Origin of the sequence: Nannocystis pusilla, assembly GCF_026626665.1 — a bacterium.
Lineage (GTDB): Bacteria > Myxococcota_A > Polyangia > Nannocystales > Nannocystaceae > Nannocystis > Nannocystis pusilla.
The window spans coordinates 10,558,239-10,576,018 of record NZ_JAPNKE010000002.1; the positions used below are offsets into that span (position 1 = coordinate 10,558,239).

General features: G+C 71.5%; 12 protein-coding genes. 7 read left to right on the forward strand and 5 right to left on the reverse strand.

What is annotated here, in order from left to right; all coding sequences use genetic code 11:
- Positions 1-122: 122 nt before the first annotated feature.
- Entirely contained in the window at positions 123-1,307 is a 1,185-nt protein-coding gene (locus OV079_RS46735; protein WP_267776486.1) for a vWA domain-containing protein, read from the reverse strand.
- 492 nt (positions 1,308-1,799) lie between these two features.
- Here OV079_RS46735 and OV079_RS46740 point away from each other — a divergent pair, with 492 nt between their 5' ends.
- Together OV079_RS46740 and OV079_RS46745 are read left to right on the forward strand one after the other, a co-directional pair.
- Positions 1,800-2,783: a hypothetical protein gene (locus OV079_RS46740; protein WP_267776488.1), complete on the forward strand. Its 984-nt coding sequence runs from the start codon at positions 1,800-1,802 to the stop codon at positions 2,781-2,783.
- 206 nt (positions 2,784-2,989) lie between these two features.
- On the forward strand, positions 2,990-3,838 hold the full coding sequence (locus OV079_RS46745) for an MYXO-CTERM sorting domain-containing protein (RefSeq protein WP_267776489.1): 849 nt from the start codon (positions 2,990-2,992) through the stop codon (positions 3,836-3,838).
- Positions 3,839-4,193: 355 nt separating this feature from the next.
- Here the strand turns inward: OV079_RS46745 and OV079_RS46750 are convergent, their stop codons facing one another.
- The 3 genes from OV079_RS46750 to OV079_RS46760 all read right to left on the reverse strand — a co-directional run bounded on the left by OV079_RS46750 (position 4,194) and on the right by OV079_RS46760 (position 10,206).
- Positions 4,194-5,399 carry a cytochrome P450 gene (locus OV079_RS46750; RefSeq protein WP_267776491.1) on the reverse strand — a complete coding sequence of 402 codons (1,206 nt, stop codon included), beginning with the start codon at positions 5,397-5,399 and terminating at the stop codon, positions 4,194-4,196.
- Positions 5,400-5,629: 230 nt separating this feature from the next.
- On the reverse strand, positions 5,630-7,777 hold the full coding sequence (locus OV079_RS46755; RefSeq protein ID WP_267776493.1) for a TolB-like translocation protein: 2,148 nt from the start codon (positions 7,775-7,777) through the stop codon (positions 5,630-5,632).
- 278 nt (positions 7,778-8,055) lie between these two features.
- A complete protein-coding gene (locus tag OV079_RS46760) occupies positions 8,056-10,206 on the reverse strand; it encodes a hypothetical protein (protein ID WP_267776495.1) in 2,151 nt (716 codons plus the stop codon).
- Between the two features lie 121 nt (positions 10,207-10,327).
- Between OV079_RS46760 and OV079_RS46765 the strand changes: the two genes are divergently transcribed.
- On the forward strand, positions 10,328-10,666 hold the full coding sequence (locus OV079_RS46765) for a hypothetical protein (protein ID WP_267776497.1): 339 nt from the start codon (positions 10,328-10,330) through the stop codon (positions 10,664-10,666).
- Here OV079_RS46765 and OV079_RS46770 read toward each other — a convergent pair.
- On the reverse strand, positions 10,663-11,331 hold the full coding sequence (locus OV079_RS46770; RefSeq protein WP_267776498.1) for a hypothetical protein: 669 nt from the start codon (positions 11,329-11,331) through the stop codon (positions 10,663-10,665). The genes OV079_RS46765 and OV079_RS46770 overlap by 4 nt on opposite strands.
- 123 nt (positions 11,332-11,454) lie before the next feature.
- Here OV079_RS46770 and OV079_RS46775 point away from each other — a divergent pair, with 123 nt between their 5' ends.
- From OV079_RS46775 to OV079_RS46790, 4 genes are all read left to right on the forward strand, one after another.
- Positions 11,455-11,868, forward strand: a complete 414-nt coding sequence (locus OV079_RS46775) for a molybdopterin-dependent oxidoreductase (RefSeq protein ID WP_267776500.1) — start codon at positions 11,455-11,457, stop codon at positions 11,866-11,868.
- A 38-nt stretch (positions 11,869-11,906) separates the two neighbouring features.
- A complete protein-coding gene (locus OV079_RS46780; RefSeq protein ID WP_420829457.1) occupies positions 11,907-12,965 on the forward strand; it encodes an agmatine deiminase family protein in 1,059 nt (352 codons plus the stop codon).
- Between the two features lie 183 nt (positions 12,966-13,148).
- Positions 13,149-15,302, forward strand: coding sequence for a catalase (locus OV079_RS46785; protein ID WP_267776503.1), 2,154 nt, complete (start codon positions 13,149-13,151; stop codon positions 15,300-15,302).
- Positions 15,303-15,500: 198 nt separating this feature from the next.
- Positions 15,501-17,780 carry a mucoidy inhibitor MuiA family protein gene (locus OV079_RS46790; protein ID WP_267776504.1) on the forward strand — a complete coding sequence of 760 codons (2,280 nt, stop codon included), beginning with the start codon at positions 15,501-15,503 and terminating at the stop codon, positions 17,778-17,780.

The window sequence follows — 17,780 nt, forward strand, 5'->3', positions numbered from 1 at the left end:
GACGGATGGCCTTCGGGGCATGTCCTTCGAGGCATGGGCCGAACGCCCCGCCCGCCGCGGCCGCTTCGCGCGGTGGAGGTCGGATGGCCTTCGGGGCATGTCCTTCGAGGCATGCGACCACGTCAATAGGCGACCCCGAGCGCGCCGGCCTGGCGGCGCAGGGTGTCGGTGACGGTGGCGTCGAAGCCGTCGCCGGCGCCGGCGGCCTCCTCGGCGTCGCGGAGGAAGGCGTCGCGCTGGGCCGAGAGCTCGCGGATCTGCTCGTTCAGGGCCGACCGCTGCCGGCGCATGTCGGCGACGTGCGCGGCCTGCTGCGCGGGCGACATGGTCTGCATGACGTCGGGCAGCTGATCGCTCGGGATGTCGGTCAGCGCCTGGCCGCCGTCGAGCGCGCCGAGCAGGTCCTCGCTGTTCATGCGCCCGATCTTGGCGCTGTAGCTCGCGGCCTCGGCGGCGGCGCTGGCGGACATGGCCATGCGGTTGCCGAGCTTGACCTGGGCGTTGAGCTTGTCGCCGTGGCTGCCCCAGGTCAGCACGGTGGCCGAGAGCTGATTGTTGAGCTCTTGCAGGCGGCCGTCGTAGGGGGTGGCGACGGCGACGACGCCGCCGTTCTGGGCGATCTGGCTGTACTCGCCGTTGGTGGCGGCGGCGATCGCCCGCCACGCGGTCTCGGCCTCGGGCGAGACGCCGCACTGCACGGTGTTGACGAGGATCCCGCGCTGGGCGGCCCGCCTGGCCAGCTCGGCGGTGGTCGGCGAGTCCTGGTAATCGTCGTGCGGCGGGGCGTCGCCGACCAGGAAGACCAACTTCAAGACCTTGTCGCCGTCGCTCCACTGCATGCGGTCGAGGGCGTCCTCGAGGCCGCGGCCGACGTGCTCGGCATGGTCACCGCCGCCGCCGACCTCGTAGCCGAGCAGCTCGGCGTAGACGGCGTCCATGTCGCTCGAGAAGTCGAACCGCTTCGTGACGTAATCGTCCCCGAGGTCGCGATAGGCGACGAGGCCGATCCGCAGGTCGGGCCGCGGCTCGCCCGAGGCGAGGCGGTTGGCGATCGCCCAGATCTTCTGCTTCGCGCCCTCGATGAGGCCCGACATGCTGCCGGTGGTGTCGAGGACGAACACGACGTCGATGCGGGGACGCGCGGCCGCGGGCGCCTGCAAGGGCGACTGGACCTTCGTCGGGGCCGTCGCCACTTCGGGCGCCGGGACGACCTCGGCGGGGCTGCGGATCGTGGAATGAATCGCCAGGGCGAGGCAGCAGACGGCGATGGCGCTGGCGGCGAAGACTTCCATGGGGCGGTGACGCATGCCTGCACGCTACGCGCGAGTCGGGTGGGTCGCCGCAGGCGGGCGTGGGCTTTTACACAACCTTGACCGGAGCCCGGGCGGGCGCGCGAGCGAAGACCTTCGCGTGCTCGGGCCCGGGCCCGGCAGGCGGTAGAAGAGCGCGATAGCTTCGGCGAGCAGCCGGGAGCAGAGCGTGCGCCGCGTCGACGCCGTCCGCCTCGCCGCGCGAGCGGCCTGCTCGCGCACGAGGCGGTGCTCGACCTGCGCGCGGGGACTCGAACTTGGCTGGCGCAGCGAGACTTCGCGGCGACGACGGGGCGCCACTACAGCCGACCCGAAGTTCTCCAAGGGTTGCTCGATGGCCGCTTCGTCAGCCTTCACGGCTGCGCGACGGGAGCCCCGAAGTTCGGCGTCGCCCCATCCCTCGGAGAACTTCGGGCCGGGTGTACTAGGGCCCACCCCGGGCCCCAGGGCGGGCGACGGGGGCGCCGATTCGTTGGTATGGTGCGGGCGATGCTCAAGCTCCGCAGGGCCTTGTTGTGCGCGACCGTCTTCGTGGTGGGCTGCGGTGACGAGGCACCTCCGCCGCCGGCGCCGGCGGTGCCCGAGGAGTTCGACGATCCGTTTGCGGACGACGCGAAGGCCGGGGACGCGAAGGCGGAGGTGAAGGCCGCGGAGGCCAAGGCCGAGCCGGTGGTCGCGCCGGCCGAGCCCGCGGCGGCGCCGGTCGAGCCGGGCGTCGCGGGAGCGGGGGAGGCGGGGGCTCCGGTCGATGCAGTGCCCGCCGAAGCGGCGCCGGCGAGCGCGGTCGCGGAGACCCGACCGGAGGCCAAGGCGGAGGGCGAGAAGGCGGCGACGGCGAAGAAGGTCAAGCCGACTGCCGAGCCGCAACCTGTCCCGAAGGACAAGTCACCGACGCCGGCGGCGCCCGAGCCACCTGTCCCTGCGGACAGCCCGGCGCCGACGCCCGCGGCCCCGCCGACGCCCGCGCCGGTGGCCACGCCGACGCCCGCGCCGGCCCCGGCGGCGCCGGCCCAGCCGGAGCAGAACCGCTTCGCGGGCACGTTCCGCTACGCGGGCGGCGAGGCGCAGCGGCAGCAACTGACCGACGCGATCGAGACGACCGTGGCGCAGCTGAACGCGCTGATCCGCGGCATCGGCCGCAAGCGGCTCACCGCGGCCAACCCGATCCGCGAGCAGATTTCGTTCGTGGTCGAGGGCACCAAGGTGACGGCGACCTTCGCGGCCGGGCGCACGATCTCGGGGACGCTCGGCGGTCCGGCGGTGGCGTGGACCGCCGACGACGGCTCGCCGCTGACCGTCGCGTTCTCGATCGTCAAGGGGCGCCTGGTGATGGAGTTCAAGGCCGACGACGGCGGGCGGCGCAGCGTGTTCACGCTCGACGACTCGGGCGACAAGCTGACGATGAGCGTGACGATCACGTCGTCGCGGCTGGACAACCCGCTCAAGTACGCGCTGACCTACAAGCGCAAGTGAGCGCGCCTGCAGGTCCGGCGGTCGCCCAGTCGATCGCCGCCCCCACGCGTCACGGGCGCGGCCCCGTCCGGTCGCACGGCGATCGCCGTGGCGAGGGCGCGGCGAGGCCGATGATCGGCGCGCATGAACACGAAGGGACTGGCGCTCGCGCTCGGGGCATGCGTCGCGGGAGCGGGCTGGGAGGCGCGGGCGGGGCAATGGTGGTGATGGACGAGACGTGGGTGCACGCGCCCGATCTGGCCGATTCGCACTACCGCGTGACGCCGGGGATCGAGGTGCCCGAGGACTGGACGAGCCCGATCGACTGGACGCAGGGCTCGGTGTGGGTCCACCTCGAGGTGCTGAGCAAGCCGACGGCGCAGGAGACCAAGTTCCAGGTGTGCTTCGAGGCCAACCCGACCTACGCGTGCACGCTGCAGTCGCCGACCTACACCGAGATCGGGGTCTACGAGTGGGAGTCGACGTTCGCGCAGTTCTGGTCGCCGCCGGGCGAGTTCGTCGACTGGACGCAGGGCGTCAACAAGTTCGCGTGCATCCTCAAGGACACGATGAACGGCAAGCCGTCGGCCGACAACGTCGGGCCCGAGACCGCGGCGCTGTACATGCCGACCGAGGTCCGCATGGTCCTCACATTGGTCGAGCCCGGCAGCACCTACGAGCCGCCGGCGCCGGTCGGCGAGGAGACGACGGGCGGCGAGGAGACGACGACCGGCGCGACGACGGACGCGCCGGGGACGAGCACGGACGACACGGGCGGTGAGTCGACGACCGCCGAGGCGACGAGCACGGGGCTGCCTGCCACCACCGTGGAGACGAGCACCGGCGCGCCGGAGACGACCACGAGCACCGGCGAGGCGCCGACGACCGGCGCGGGGACCACCGGCGACGCGACGAGCACGAGCACGAGCGCAGGCGCGAGCGACGGGGCGAGCACGGGCGACGGGGCGCAGGACGGCAGCGAGGCCGGCTGCGGCTGCCGTGGCGGGGGTGAGGGCCCCGGCGGCGCGGGGCTGCTGCTCGCGGCGCTGGCCTGGCGGCGGCGCCGGCGAGCGTGAGGGGCTCGCATGTCCGAAGGGACATGCGGTGGGTGGTCCGGTTGACCGTCCGAAGGGACATCCGCGGGCGCGGAGGTACGGCGTGTCCGAGGGGGCATGTGACGAGCGAGGGTCAGCGCGTGTCCGAGGGACATGTGACGAGCGAGGGTCATCGCATGTCCGAAGGGATATGTGACGAGCGAGGGTCAGCGCGTGTCCGAATGGACGTGTCCGAAGGGACATGTGACGAGCAGGAGCATCGCGTGTCCGAAGGGACATGCGTCGATCGCCGGCCCCCGTGGCGCTCCAGGGGCGCGGCCGCGAGCCGGCGACGCGCGTGTCCTGCGCAGATGTCCCGAGGGACATCCGGTGCCCGTCAGCCCAGGGCGACGCGCAGGCTCTTGGGCCCGCGGACGGTGAGGTTGTCGAGCCAGGCCGGCTGCTCGCGCAGCTCCCAGCGCGGAAAGTTCAATAAAGCCTCGAGGGCGAGGCGGGCCTCGAGGCGGCCGAGGGCGGCGCCGATGCAGTAGTGCGGGCCGGTGGAGAAGCCGAGGTGGCGGTTGTCGGCGCGGGCGATGTCGAAGCGGTCGGGTTCGGGGAACTGCGACTCGTCGCGGTTGGCGGCGGCGAACGACAGGAACAGGCGGTCGCCGGCCTTGACCTGCTGGCCGTGCCACTCGAAGTCGACGCGGGCGACCCGGCCCATGCGCGAGACGGGGCACTCGAAGCGCAGGACCTCCTCGATGGTGCTGGCCAAAAGGCCAGGTTCTTCGCGCAGCCGCTGCAGCTGGTCGGGGAAGCGCAGCAGGGTGTAGACGGTGTTGGCGATCAGGTTGGTGGTGGTCTCGTGGCCGCCGAACAGCAGCGCCGTGCAGGTCGACAGCAGCTCCTGCTCGCTGAGCACCGAGCCCTGCTCCTCGGCGGCCGCGAGGGCCGAGAGCAGCTCCTGGCGCGGGGTCTGGCGCCGCTCGGCCAGCGCCTTGCGGAAGTAATCCTCGAGCTCGAGGATCGCCGCGCGGGCGCTGGCGAGCAGCGCCTGGCTCATGACCGTGGCGCCGAAGAAGCCGGCGATCGCGTCGGAGCAGGCCTTGAGGCGGTGACGATCTTCGGGCGGCAGGCCGAGCATGTCGCCGATCACGAGCACCGGCAGCGGGCCCGCGAGCGCCGCCATCAGGTCCACCTCGCCCGGCTCGATCGCCCCCAGCAGCTCGCCCAGGATCTGCTGGATCCGCGGCCGCCACGCCTCGATCAAGCGCGGCGTGAACGCCTGGTTGAGCAGGCTGCGCAGGCGCGTGTGGTCCGGCGGGTCGCGCAGCAAGATCCAGTGCGCCAGGTTGCTTGTCACCGGCGCCACCCACTCGCGCACCTCGGGCGGCAGGCGCTTGGCCATCGCCTCGGCGCGGCTGGCCGACAGGCGGGCGTCGCGGAAGCCGGCCGCGACGTCGGCGTAGCGGGTGACGAGGAACGAGCCCGCGCCCTCGTTGCCGGCGAAGTACAGCGGCGCCTCGCGGCGCAGCCGCGCGAGCACGGGGTAGGGGTCGGCGCGGTTCTCGGGGGCGTACAGGCCGAGCGGATCGTGCATGACCTCCGAGGTTAGCGGAGTTCGCCGCGCGCAGGGACCGGCGGCCGGGCGCGCTTTCGATCGGCGGCGGATCGAGATCGGCGTCTCCGGAGACGACCTTCACGGCGGATGTCGTCCGGGATGCGAGGTCCGTCGCGGCGTCGAGACGACGCGGCCAAACAGCGAGCCCGCCGGCGCGTGGGCGCCGGCGGGCCGGTTATCGTAGCACGTGTCCCGAAGGACAGGTCACGTCACTGCGGGAAGACCTGCTGGCAGTAGCCGTCGATGCACGGGGTGCCGGGCTCGCAGCAGTCGGCGTCGGACTCGCAGGCGTTGCCGGCCTCGGAGCAGGGGCCCTTCTCGCCGCAGACCTTGACCTCGCCCATCTGGATGCAGTGACCCGAGCAGCAGTCGATGCCCGACTCGCACACCTTGTTGGGCTCCTCGATGCAGGGGTCGGGGGCGAAGTAGGCGTTCTCGGACAGGGCGCAGTCCTCCTGGCCGCGCACGTAGAACGGCGGGTTGGACGGGTCGGTGCCGGCGTTCGGCGGATCGTTGATGGCGGTGATCCACAGCTGCTGGCGGTTGGCGCCGACCAGGGTGTTGCCGTAGTCGCGGCGGGACATGAAGACGACCCAGAAGTAGCCGCCGGCGCGCAGGGGCGCGAAGGTCGGGTTGAAGCTCTTGTTGTCCGAGCTGGCCTTCTCGAGCATGACCTGGTCGTTGCCCTCGACGCCGACCAGGAACAGCTTGCCGTTGCCGGTCGAGCGCGAGCCCTGGGTCGGGCGACCGAACACGATCCACTCGTTGCCGGGCGAGAAGTTCGGGTAGGCCGGGCGCCCGACGTCGTTGCCCTTGGGCACGATGATCTTCTGGTTGGAGACCGTGATGCCGTCGGGGTTGACGTCGGCGACCACGAGGTCGGCCTGGTTCTGGTCGAAGGTCCAGCCGCCGCCCGGGTAGCCGCAGGTGGCCGCGATCTTCGTGCCGTCGGGCGACCAGGCCGGCTCACCACAGCCGGTCTGCAGCACGTTGGGGTTGAGGATCGCGCCGTTCATGGTGTCGATCACCCGCAGCAGCGAGCTGACCGCGTTGGCCGGGTCGTTGGACTGCAGCAGCTTGGTGCCGTCCTGGTTGAAGGCGCTGAAGGTGCCGCCGAGGCCGGGGTTCGGCTGGATGTTGCCGTAGACGGCCGGCTCCTGCGACACGTCGATCGTGAAGGTCGGGAACGGCGAGCCGTTGTCGCGCACCGCGGCGACGGTGCGGCCGTCGCGGCTGACGGTGTGACAGCCCCAGCAACCACCGGGCTGGAAGAACTCGTTGGCCTGGGCCTCGCTGGGCTTGATGCTGAGCACGCGGCCGTTGGCGTTGCCGCCGCACTGGCCGGGCAGCTCCCAGTAGTAGACGCGGCCGGGCAGGCGCGCCTGGGCCATGCGCCACGTCTGGTTGACCGACTCGTAGAGGTTGCCGCCGCTCTTGCGCTGGAGCGTGAAGCTGATCGGGTCGCTCTGGGCGCCCTGACCGGACTCGCTGATGGCGATCCACTCGGCGGCGTCGATGAGGTGACGAGCCGGCGTGTTGGTGGTGAAGTAGATCGTGTAGTCGTAGAACTGCTCGCTGATGTGCAGCTTGTACTGGTCGCCGTTCTGGACGTTGTTCCACTGGACGACGGGGGCGGCGACCTTGAGCGGGAAGACCGTCTCGTTGTACGGGTAGACGATCGTCATCGACGGGTCGGGCCCGACGGGGTTGCCCCACCCGGGCTCGAGACCGCCGGGGTCGAGCTTCTTGATGATCTTGACGGAGACGGAGGTCTCGGCCTGGGAGGCCTGGTAGGTGGCCTTGAGGGTGCCGGTGCCGCCGAGGGTGCCCGTGGGCACGAATTCGGCGTTGAGCTGGATCTCGCCGATCTCGGGCTTGTTGTAGCTCCACGCGACGTCGCCGGTGACGTCGACGCCGTTGTAGGTGGCGGTGTAGGGCTGAGTGACGATCGCGCCGTCGATGATCTCGAGGGTGACGTCCTTGGGGTTGATGTCGAGGAGGCCGTCGCCGGTGTCGGTGCCGGTGTTGGTCTGGGTGGCGCTGGTGTCGGTGACGGTGCCGTCGGTGCTGTCGGTGCCGGGCGAGGTGTCGGTGCCGGGCGAGGTCTCGGTGCCGGGCGAGGTCTCGGTGCCGGTCGCGGTGTCGGTGCCGAGCGTGGTGGTCGAGGTGGGCGGGCTATCGGTGGTGGGGCCCGCGGTGGTGGGGCCGGTGGCGGACGGATCGGTGGCGGTGCTGGTGGGGCCTGCGGTGGTGCCGGGGCCCGAGTCGGTGACGTTGCCGCTCGAGTCGCCGCAGGCGACCACCGGAAGACACAGAAGGAGCGACAGACGAGGTACGACGGTCCGTAACGAATGCATGCCGCTCAAGAGACGCGGATGCCGGCCGGCCGTCAAGCGATGTCGGCCGTTGTCGGGGGCAGGGTGCCCGGTGCAAGTCCCAAACCGCCCGCACGCGCGCGACGGCGCGACGGCCGACATTGCGGACGAGCGGATCCCCTGCCTTCGGCAGTGGCGTCCCCTCGATCGCGGGGCGGGCGCGAAATCATCGTAGTGTTGAAAATGCGTATCAGAAGCGACCGCCGGCGCGGGGCGCACCGGCGGTCGCTCAGGTGATATGTCCCGAAGGACATATCACGTCACTGCGGGAAGATCTGCTGGCAGTAGCCGTCGACGCACGGGGTGCCGGGCTCGCAGCAGTCGGCGTCGGACTCGCAGGCGTTGCCGGCCTCGGAGCAGGGGCCCTTCTCGCCGCAGACCTTGATCTCGCCCATCTGGATGCAGTGGCCCGAGCAGCAGTCGATGCCCGACTCGCACACCTTGTTGGGCTCCTCGATGCAGGGGTCGGGGGCGAAGTAGGCGTTCTCGGACAGGGCGCAGTCCTCCTGGCCGCGGACGTAGAACGGCGGGTTGGAGGGATCGCCGCCGGCGTTCGGCGGATCGTTGATGGCGGTGATCCACAGCTGCTGGCGGTTGGCGCCGACCAGGGTGTTGCCGTAGTCGCGGCGAGACATGAATACGACCCAGAAGTAGCCGCCGGCGCGCAGGGGCGCGAAGGTCGGGTTGAAGCTCTTGTTGTCCGAGCTGGCCTTCTCGAGGGTGACGAGGTCGTTGCCCTCGGTGCCGACGAGGAACAGCTTGCCGCTGCCGGTCGAGCGCGAGCCCTGGGTCGGGCGGCCGAACACGATCCACTCGTTGCCGGGCGAGAAGTTCGGGTAGGCCGGGCGACCGGCCTCGCCGCCCTTGGGTACGATGACCTTCTGGTTGGAGACGGTGATGCCGTCGGGGTTGACGTCGGCGACGACGAGGTTGGCCTGGTTGGCGTCGAAGGTCCAGCCGGCGTCCTCGTAGCCGCAGGTGGCGGCGATCTTGAGGCCGTCGGGCGACCAGGCCGGCTCGCCGCAGCCGGGCTGCAGCACGTTGGCGTTGAGGATCGACCCGTTCATGGCGTCGATCACCCGCAGCACGGAGTTGATGGCGTCGATCGGGTCGTTGGACTGCAGCAGCTTGGTGCCGTCGTGGTTGAAGGCGCTGAAGGTGCCGCCGAGGCCGGGGTTGGGCTGGATGTTGGCGTAGACGCTCGGCTCCTGCGACACGTCGATGGTGAAGGTCGGGAACGGGATGTTGCCGTTGTCGGCGACCGCGGCGACGGTACGGCCGTCGCGGCTGACGGTGTGACAGCCCCAGCAGAAGCCGGGCTGGAAGAACTCGTTGGCCTGGGCCTCCTGCGGTTTGATGCTGAGGACGCGGCCGTTGGCGTTGCCGCCACAATCTCCTGGCAGCTCCCAGTAGTAGACGCGGCCGGGCAGGCGCGCCTGGGCCATGCGCCAGGTCTGCTTGACCGCCTCGTAGACGTTGTTGCCGCTCTTGCGCTGCAGCTCGAAGCTGATCGGGTCGCTCTGGGCGCCCTGACCGGACTCGCTGATGGCGATCCACTCGGCGGCGTCGATGAGGTGACGGGCCGGCGTGTTGGTGGTGAAGTAGATGGTGTAGTCGTAGAACTGCTCGCTGATGTGCAGCTTGTACTGGTCGCCGTTCTGGACGTTGTTCCACTGGACGACCGGGGCGGCGACCTTGAGCGGGAAGACCGTCTCGTTGTAGGGGTAGACGATCGTCATCGACGGGTCGGGCCCGACGGGGTTGCCCCACCCGGGCTCGAGACCGCCGGGGTCGAGCTTCTTGATGATCTTGACGGAGACGGAGGTCTCGGCCTGGGAGGCCTGGTAGGTGGCCTTGAGGGTGCCGGTGCCGCCGAGGGTGCCCGTGGGCACGAATTCGGCGTTGAGCTGGATCTCGCCGATCTCGGGCTTGTTGTAGCTCCACGCGACGTCGCCGGTGACGTCGACGCCGTTGTAGGTGGCGGTGTAGGGCTGAGTGACGATCGCGCCGTCGATGATCTCGAGGGTGACGTCCTTGGGGTTGATGTCGAGGAGGCCGTCGCCGGTGTCGGTGCCGGTGTTGGTCTGGGTCGCGCTGGTGTCGGTGACGGTGCCGTCGGTGCTGTCGGTGCCGGGCGAGGTGTCGGTGCCGGGCGAGGTGTCGGTGCCGGGCGAGGTCTCGGTGCCGGTCGCGGTGTCGGTGCCGAGCGTGGTGGTCGAGGTGGGCGGGCTATCGGTGGTGGGGCCCGCGGTGGTGGGGCCGGTGGCGGACGGATCGGTGGCGGTGCTGGTGGGGCCTGCGGTGGTGCCGGGGCCCGAGTCGGTGACGTTGCCGCTCGAGTCGCCGCAGGCGACCACCGGAAGACACAGAAGGAGCGACAGACGAGGTACGACGGTCCGTAACGAATGCATGCCGCTCAAGAGACGCGGGCGTGCGCCGCTCGTCAAGGGGGCTCGCGGTGGGCGGGCGCAGCAGGACAGGTGTACGCGCGGCGCCATGAATTGATAGAGTGTGCAGCGAGAGGATCTACCCATGCGACTGGCCCCGATCATCCCCGTGTTGCTGCTGTGTGTCGTCGGTTGTGACAAGCCGAGCACCACGAGCGCGCCGCCGTCGTCCGCGGCCACCGAGTTCCACGTGTCGATCTTCAACGCCTGCGGCAACGACGTCACCGTCGAGGTCGGTGCCGCGGCGGGCAGCGGGCGCAAGGTCCTCCTGCTCAACGCTGCCCGCGAGACGATCACCGGCGGCGCGGAACAGCTCTTCTTGCTCGGCAAGGACGGCGAGCTGCTGGCGACCTACCAGCCGATCCAGGGCAAGCAGAAGGCGCAGGTGACGAGCGACTGCACGGCGATCGAGCGCGTCGACTAGGCGACCAGCGGCCCCAGCACCAGGGTCCCGAACAACGCGGTCGCGACCGCCCACAGGTAGCGCAGCGACCATGTGGCGGTCGTGACATGAACATCAGGACATACGGTCGTCCGCGGAGCGACCACGAAGAACGCGAAGACGACCGGCAGCGCGACCAGGAACACGAACCCGAGCGAGAAGCATTGTTCGCCCGTCCAGCCGCTCGACCACGCCTTCGGGGCCGCCAGCGCCTCGAGCATCCCCGAGAACATGTCGGCCAGGACCATCACGAACGGCCATGACAGCGCCCGCCGCAGCCACCGCGGCGCGTCCAGCCAGGCCCCGCCGCGGGTCGCCTGATGCTGCCACGCCGCCCCCGCGCCGAGGACGACCACCGCGATCGTGTGCGCCATCCGCAGCCCGATCGGCGCCCCGACCTGCTTCAGGCCGGCGTCGATCATGATCGCGCACAGGCCCAGGCTCATCAGCAACGGCCCGCCGGTCCGCCGCGCCTGCCCGCGTTCGCCGAGCAGCGCCGCGGCCCAGAAGCCCGCCGCCGCCAGCACCAGGAAGCCGCTGACCCACCCGCCCTCGAGGAACGACCCGCCGCTGGCGGGCCGCAAGACCGCCAGCCAACCGGCCCACAGCAGGTCTTCCACCGCGAGGATGCGCCCGAGCCGCCGCACCGCGCCAGGGTGTCACGCCGCCCCCGCACCGACAAGCGCGGCGACCTGTCCCCAAGACCAGGTGATGATCCCGGCCGGACTTGCACCTTGTGGGCCGCACGGGGCGCGGATATGCTCGCGGGTATGCCCCGCCCGTCGCTCGTCCTCGCCGCCGCGCTCGCCGTGTCCGCCTGCTCCGCCGCGCCGGCCGGGGCGCTCGAGGTCCAGACGGCGTCGCGCTCCGAGTCGCTGCCGGCCGCTCGCCTGGCCGAGCTGCCGCAGACGGAGGTCACGGTCGGGGACAAGCATTACGCGGGGCCGCGCCTGCGCGAGGCGCTGCTGGCGGCAGGGGTGCCGGCCGGGGTCGACGTCGAGGTGGTCGGCGCCGACGGCTACAAGAAGACGGTGAACGCGGCCACGGTGGGGCGCGACGACGTGATCGTCGCGCTCGGGCTGCCGCCGGGCGAGGGGCCGCTGCGGCTGGTGGTGCCCGACTCGCCGGGGCTGTCGGTCCGGCAGGTGATCGCGCTGCGGGCGGCGCCGGCGGCGGCGCCCTGAGCGAAGAGACATGTTTTAAGGGACAGGGGCGAAGGGACATGGTTGAAGAGACACGTGTGCTGCCTGCCGAGTGGGCGCCGCAGGCAGGGGTGCTGCTGACGTGGCCGCACGCGGACAGCGACTGGGGGCCGACGCTGCGCCAGGTCGAGCCGGTGTTCGTCGAGATCGCGCGGCAGATCGCGCTGCGCGAGGTGGCGGTGATCGCGTGCCACGACGCGGCGCTGGCCGCCCACGTGCGCGAGCTGCTGCGCCGCGCCGGGGTCGACGACGCGCGCGCGCTGCTGCACGCGGCGCCGAGCGACGACACCTGGGCCCGCGACCACGGGCCGCTGACGGTGATGGTCGACGGGGCGCCGCGGGTCCTCGACTTCGTGTTCAACGGCTGGGGCGACAAGTTCGCGGCGAGCCGCGACGACGTGATCCCGCAGCGCCTGCACGCGCTCGGGGCCTTCGCCGCCGCGCCGCTCGAGATCGTGCCGCTGGTGCTCGAGGGCGGCAGCGTCGAGTCGGACGGCGAGGGCACGATCCTCACGACCGAGCGCTGCCTGCTGTCCGACCACCGCAGCGGGCTCGACGCGCCGGCGATCGAGGCGGCGCTGCGCCGCCACCTCGGCGCCCACCGGGTGCTGTGGCTGCGCCGCGGCTGGCTCGAGGGCGACGACACCGACGGCCACATCGACACCCTGGCCCGCTTCTGCGACGCCCGCACGATCGCGTACCAGAGCTGCACCGACACCGCCGACTCGCACTGGGAGGAGCTGCAGGCGATGGCCGCCGAGCTGGCCGCGCTGCGCACCCCGAGCGGGGAGCCCTACGAGTTGGTGCCGCTGCCGTGGCCGCGCCCGCGCTTCGGCCTCGGCGGGCGCCGCTTGCCCGCGACCTACGCCAACTTCCTGGTGATCGACGGCGCGGTGCTGGTGCCCACCTATGACGACCCGGCCGACACAGAGGCGCTGTCGCGCCTCGCCGGGGTATTTCCAGGGCGCGAGGTGGTCGGCGTCGACTGCCTGCCGCTCATCGAGCAGGGCGGCAGCCTGCACTGCCTGACCATGCAACTGCCGCGGCCGCTGTGCCTCGGCCCCGGCACCGCCGGTTGATGTCCTGAAGGACAGGTCGCAGGACGTCGCGGTGGTCCGGGGTCGACTGCGCGCGGCCCCGCGGAGCCCCGGCGGACGCGTCGGCGGGCGTCGTTCGCGGCGGGCGCGGTTGCACCGATCGACGAGGGTGCTAAGGAGGGCGGCCGTCGCGTCGCTGACACCGACGGCCCAAGGGAGGACGAGATGTCGACGGACGATCGCAACGAGAAGGATGAGGCGCCGCGTGGCCCCGGCAATTGCCCCGACCTGACGACCAATCAGGGCGTCGCCGTCGGCGACGACAACAACTCGCTGAAGGGCGGCACGCGCGGCCCGACGCTGCTCGAAGACTTCATCCTGCGCGAGAAGATCTTCCACTTCGACCACGAGCGGATCCCCGAGCGGGTGGTCCACGCCCGCGGCGAAGGAGCCCACGGCTACTTCGAGGTGACGAACTCGCTGAAGAAGCTGACGAGCGCCAAGTTCCTGCGCAAGGTCGGGCAGAAGACGAAGGTGTTCGTCCGCTTCTCGACGGTGGCCGGCTCGCGCGGCTCGTCCGACCTGGCCCGCGACGTGCGCGGCTTCGCGGTCAAGTTCTACACCGAGGACGGCATCTTCGACCTCGTCGGCAACAACATCCCGGTCTTCTTCATTCAGGACGCGATCAAGTTCCCCGACGTCATCCACGCGGTGAAGCCGGAGCAGGACAACGAGATCCCGCAGGCGGCGTCGGCCCACGACACGTTCTGGGACTTCGCGTCGCTGACCCCCGAGAGCATGCACATGTTGATGTGGGTGATGTCGGATCGGGCGATCCCCCGCAGCCTGCGCATGATCGAGGGCTTCGGCGTCAACACGTACCGCCTGATCGACGAGGACGGCAAGGCCCACTTCGTCAAGTTCCACTGGAAGCCGAAGCTCGGCGTGCACTCGGTGGTGTGGGACGAGGCGCAGAAGATCGGCGGCAAGAACCCCGACTACCACCGCCTCGACCTGTGGCAGGCGATCGAGCGCGGCCAGTACCCCGAGTGGGAATTCGCCATCCAGACCATCCCCGAGGGCGAGGAGGGCCAGTTCCCGTTCGACGTGCTCGACGCGACCAAGGTGTGGCCGGAGCAGCAGGTGCCGCTGCAGAAGGTCGGCCGCCTGGTGCTCGACCGCAACCCCGACAACTTCTTCGCCGAGACCGAGCAGGTCGCGTTCTGCCCGTCGCACATGGTGCCGGGCATCGACTTCTCCGAGGACCCGCTGCTGCAGGGCCGGCTGTTCTCGTACCTCGACACCCAGCTGAGCCGCCTCGGCAGCCCGAACTTCCACGAGCTGCCGATCAACCGCCCGGACAACGCGATCGTCAACAACCAGCGCGACGGGCACATGCGCCACATGGTCAACAAGGGGCCGGTCGCGTACTCGCCGAACTCGCTGGCGAAGGGCTGCCCGTTCCAGGCCGGCGCCAAGGGCTTCAACACCCACCCGGTGAAGGTGGAGGGCAAGAAGGTCCGCGAGCGCAGCCCGCGGTTCGGCGACCACTTCGGCCAGGCCGAGCTGTTCTGGCGCAACCAGTCGGAGCCCGAGAAGCAGCACATCGTCGACGCGTTCAGCTTCGAGCTCAGCATGGTCAACGCGGTGGCGGTGCGGAAACGGATGGTCGACGTGCTGACCCAGGTCGACGTGCAGCTGGCCGAGCGCGTGGCCGTGAACCTCGGCCTCACCGTCGACGACCCCGCGTCGGCGATGAAGCGCCTCAAGGCCGAGTGGGCCAAGTACGGCGTGACGTCGCCGCCGGGCCTGCGCCAGGACTACGACAACGTCAAGGCGCCCGAGCTCAGCATGGCCAATACCGTCAAGGACACCATCCAGACCCGCCAGATCGCGGTGCTGGTGGCCGACGGGGTCGACGGCGCGCAGGTCGACGCGATCAAGGCGGCGCTCACCGCCGGCGGCGCGCTGGTCGAGGTGATCGCGCCGTCGATGGCCCCGGTCAAGCGCAGCGACGGCAAGCCGCTCGCGCCGCAGAAGTCGCTCAAGACCGCGGCGTCGGTGTTCTACGACGCGGTCTACGTGCCCGGCGGGGCCGACAGCGCGGCGGCGCTGAAGAAGGAGGGCGTGGCGCTCCACTTCGTCGCCGAGGCGTTCGCCCACTACAAGCCGCTCGCGGCCACCGGCGACGGCCTCGACGTCCTGCTCGCCAGCGGGATCGTGCCGCCCGGCGGGTCGGAGAGCGACCTGCTCAAAGAGCCAGGTGTGCTCGGCTCGCGCAAGCCGGCCGACGCGCAGCAGGTGGCGCAGCAGTTCGTCAAGGCGATCGCGGCCCACCGCTTCTTCGACCGCAAGAACGTCGGGCGCGTGCCGGCGTGATCGCCCCGCGGACGAGCGCGGCCGCGCTGCGGCTCGCGCTCGCCCGCGTGCCTCCGCGCGCGGAGGCGTCACGACGCGCTGCGGCGATTGCTCGCGGCGCCCGTGGAACCGCGTGAAACGGCGATTTACTGCGACCCGGGGCGGGGCGTCGGCTTGCCGGCGCTGGCCGTCCGAGACGCGGGCATAATCCGCCGGCGTATGAACGTCCCCGTCCTGACCTCGCGGATCGACTCGGTCACGGTGTATCGCCAGGGCGCGCTGGTCTGTCGCTCGGCGATCTTGCTGGCGGCGCAGCCGGTGCCGCCGCAGGTCAAGCTGCTCGGTCTGCCGCTCAGCCTCGACGACGGCTCGGTGCGGGTGCGCGTCGAGGGCGAGGGCGGCGAGCTGCCGGTGGCGCTGGACCTGCGGATCGCGCTCGACCTGGCGGTGCCCGACCCGGCCCTGCCGCCGCCCGACGACGCCGAGCTCAAACAGGCCCGCCGCGAGGTCCGCTCGCTGGCCGACCGCCGCGCGCACCTCGAGGCCCAGCGGGCCCGCATCGAGCGGCTGCAGGTGTACGAGCGCCCGGCCAACAAGCGCGGGCAACCGCCGCTGCAGTCGCCGACGAGCGCGAGGCTGTCGCTGATCGAGTTTCAGCAGCAGCAGCTCGCTACGCTCGACGTGCAGCTGCAACAGCTCCGCGGCGAGCAGCGCCAGGCCGAGGAGCGCCGCGAGCACCTCGAGGCCCGGCGCAAGGCGGCCTCGAAGGCGCGCCAGGCCAAGCCGCACGAGCTGCGCAAGGCGGCGCTCATCAGCCTGCGCGCGCACGAGGTGCCGCTGACGCCGGTGCGCGTGATCCTCGAGTACATGGTGCCCGGCGCCCGCTGGGCCCCGGCCTACGCGGTGAGCCTGACCCGCGACATGGCCCGGGCGACCGTGGCGGTGCGGGCGGTGGTGGCCCAGGACACCGGCGAGGACTGGACCGGCGTGCGCCTCACTCTGGCGACCGCGGACGCCCAGCGATGGGTCGAGCTGCCGGAGATGCAGGCGCTGCGGATCGGTCGTCGGCAACCTCCCGTGCAGCGCCGCGGCTGGCGAGCGCCGCCGGCCGGCGCGGGCGAGCTGTACGCCGACTACGATCGCTTCCTCGCCGGCGGCGGGCCGCGGCAGCGCAAGCCGACGCCCGAGCCGGCGCCGAGCGACGAGTGGACCGACTACGAGGTCTCGGGCGAGATCGACGGCGCGGCCGCCGACATGCCGGGGACGGTGACGCAGAGCGGGACGGTGAGCCCGAAGCAGTCGGAGGTGCTCCTGTCGTTGCGGCAGCAGCTCGAGCAGGCGCGCAACCAACCGCCGGCGCCGGGGGGCCCGCAGATGGACCGGCTCGGCGCCGCGCGACCGACGGCGCCGCCGATGCGCTCGGCCCCGCCGCCCGCACCGCCGCCGCCGCCGTCGGCCGCGGCGCCGCAGATGATGACCTTCGCGGGCGAGCGCAAGAGCAGCGGCTTCGGCGGGGCGCTGGCGGGCGCGGTCGGCAGCCTGTTCGGCGGGCCCGAGGGCGGGGGAGGCGGGGCGCCGCGCGGCGGTCTGGCCCACCCCGAGCAGGAGCCCGAGCACGAGGCGGCGCCGGAGCAGCTGGCCTACGGCGACCTGCGCATGCCTGGCCCCGAGGCCAGCCGGCGCGGCGCGCTGACGCTGTCGCACCGGCGCGAGCGCTACCTCGAGATGTTGTGGGTGCGCGAGGTGACGCGCGAGATCGACGTGGTCTCGCTGATCGACGGCGCGGTGACGCGGGCGCAGCAGGCGGGCGGTCGCGGGCTGCCGCCGCGCCACCGGTTCGCCGAGTCGTGGTTCGGCTTCGACTACGTGTACGCCGCCGAGACGCCGATCGACATCCCGTCCGACGGCGACTACCACTCGATCCCGCTGCTCAAGCAGCAGACGCCGATCCAGCTCGGCTACGTGGTGGTGCCGCGCGAGAGCACCGACGTGTACCGCTTCGTCAAGCTGAAGAACCCGCTCGACGCGCCGCTGCTGCCTGGCCCGGCGGACATCTACGTCGGCGGCGACTACTTGCTGTCGGCCGACCTCAAGGTCGCCCCGCCGCGCGGCGAGGTGCAGATCGGCCTCGGCGTCGAGCAGGCGATCAAGGTCTCGCGCAACACTCACTACAGGGAAGAGGCGGCCGGCCTGATGGGCGGCTCGCTGTCGCTCCGCCACGACATCGAGGTCGAGGTCGCCAACCGCTCGGCGCGGCCGGTCGACGTCGAGGTGCAGGAGCGGCTGCCGAGCCTGCGCGAGCGCGAGGACGAGATCCAGCTCGACGTCGGCGCGGTCGAGCCGGCCTGGGCGCCGTTCGAGCCCGAGCACTACGAGCTCAAGGGCGGCTACCGCTGGCGCGTGCAGGTGCCGGCCGGCCAGCAGAAGAAGCTCAGCGCGACCTACGTGGTCCGGATCTCCGGGAAGAAGGAACTGGTCGGCGGCAACCGCCGGGAGTGA